2 protein-coding genes are annotated in these 1,199 nt (G+C 46.1%); both read right to left on the reverse strand.

Annotation, left to right across the window (positions count from 1 at the left end):
• The coding region (locus DW173_RS23640) for a DUF4373 domain-containing protein (protein ID WP_120145342.1) at positions 1–703 on the reverse strand (703 nt) is incomplete at its 3' end.
• 21 nt (positions 704–724) lie between these two features.
• A complete protein-coding gene (locus DW173_RS23645; protein ID WP_118196225.1) occupies positions 725–1,132 on the reverse strand; it encodes a hypothetical protein in 408 nt (135 codons plus the stop codon).
• Between the last annotated feature and the right edge of the window lie 67 nt (positions 1,133–1,199).

Genomic DNA, 1,199 nt, shown 5'->3' on the forward strand with positions numbered 1-1,199 from the left:
TATCCAACAGTCCGGAAAGGTTGCGCGGGTGTCCGTCAGCAGGAGCTTGCATCCGGTCAATATCCGACTGTGTCAGTTCACGTTTCTTCTTCGCCGGTTTTCTGTTAGAAAAATCTCCTCCCTCTTCTTCCTCATCCCCTCCTTTGGGCAAAGGAGGGTTAGGGAGGATGTTTTCTTTCCTTTCTTTTTCTTTTCTTTTTATGAGGGTGCTTTTTGTTGCAGTATCCGGGGATTCTGTTACAGTATCGAGGGTTTGCGTTACAATATCCGGGGTTTCTGCAACAGCATCCGGAAGGGTGGAGTGTACGGTTTCCTCATCCGGCAGCAGACAGTAGTCCGGAGAAATATGACGGCGGCTGCGGCGTTTAGTGATAAAAAGGAACTGCCGCTGAATGTCGGCGGAAGTCAGGATGCCGTAACGTTCGTAGAGAGAGGAATCGAAGAAACCGTACTCCACAAACAGATGAAGCACCCGGCGAACACTATCGTTGTCCGTGCTGAAGAGCTGGTCGGAGAGTTCGTCATAGAAGTCATCGTCGACATGAATATAATAACCCTCGCCCGAATATAGATAAGACAGGGTATAGAGCAGGATCGTGAAGGCGGAATCGCCTTCACGCTTCATCACACGGCGTACGACACGGTCGTGCATAAAATCGGTATTCAAAGGGAAATAGTCAAGCCCTTGTTTTATTCGTCCCATGATATAAATTGTTTTTATAAATCAGTCCGCCAATTCTAATTTTGATCCTGATTTTGATTCTAATTCCAATTCCAATTCAAAGACTGATCCGGATTGAGATTCAGAACCTGATTCGTATTCAAATTCCGATTCACGGACTTTCCGCCTTTTCCGTTCAATGCTGGCAGCTACGGTTTCAAGGGCATGCAGAATAAGTTCCCGCCGCAACGTGGGATCTTCCGTAGAGGTAATTACCGGATAACTGCTTTCCCTGTCGCATGCCAGGGAGCGTTTCTCGTTCTTCCGGTGGTTCCGGCTGACAGTTTTACGACATTCCTTACAGTAGTTGCCGGGAAGACCGGTTTTCTTATTGATATAAAAGGCACTTGCCGGAAGAGAGCGTTTGCAACATCCGCAAACGCACAGTGTTTGTACTTTTGAGCTTTTCATTTTGTTATCCAATTATAAATTATAAATGCTAGTTTTTATCAGTCAGGTCTGTAATCATCCAAATACG

The organism is Bacteroides sp. AM16-13, assembly GCF_003602705.1.
Classification (GTDB): domain Bacteria; phylum Bacteroidota; class Bacteroidia; order Bacteroidales; family Bacteroidaceae; genus Bacteroides; species Bacteroides xylanisolvens.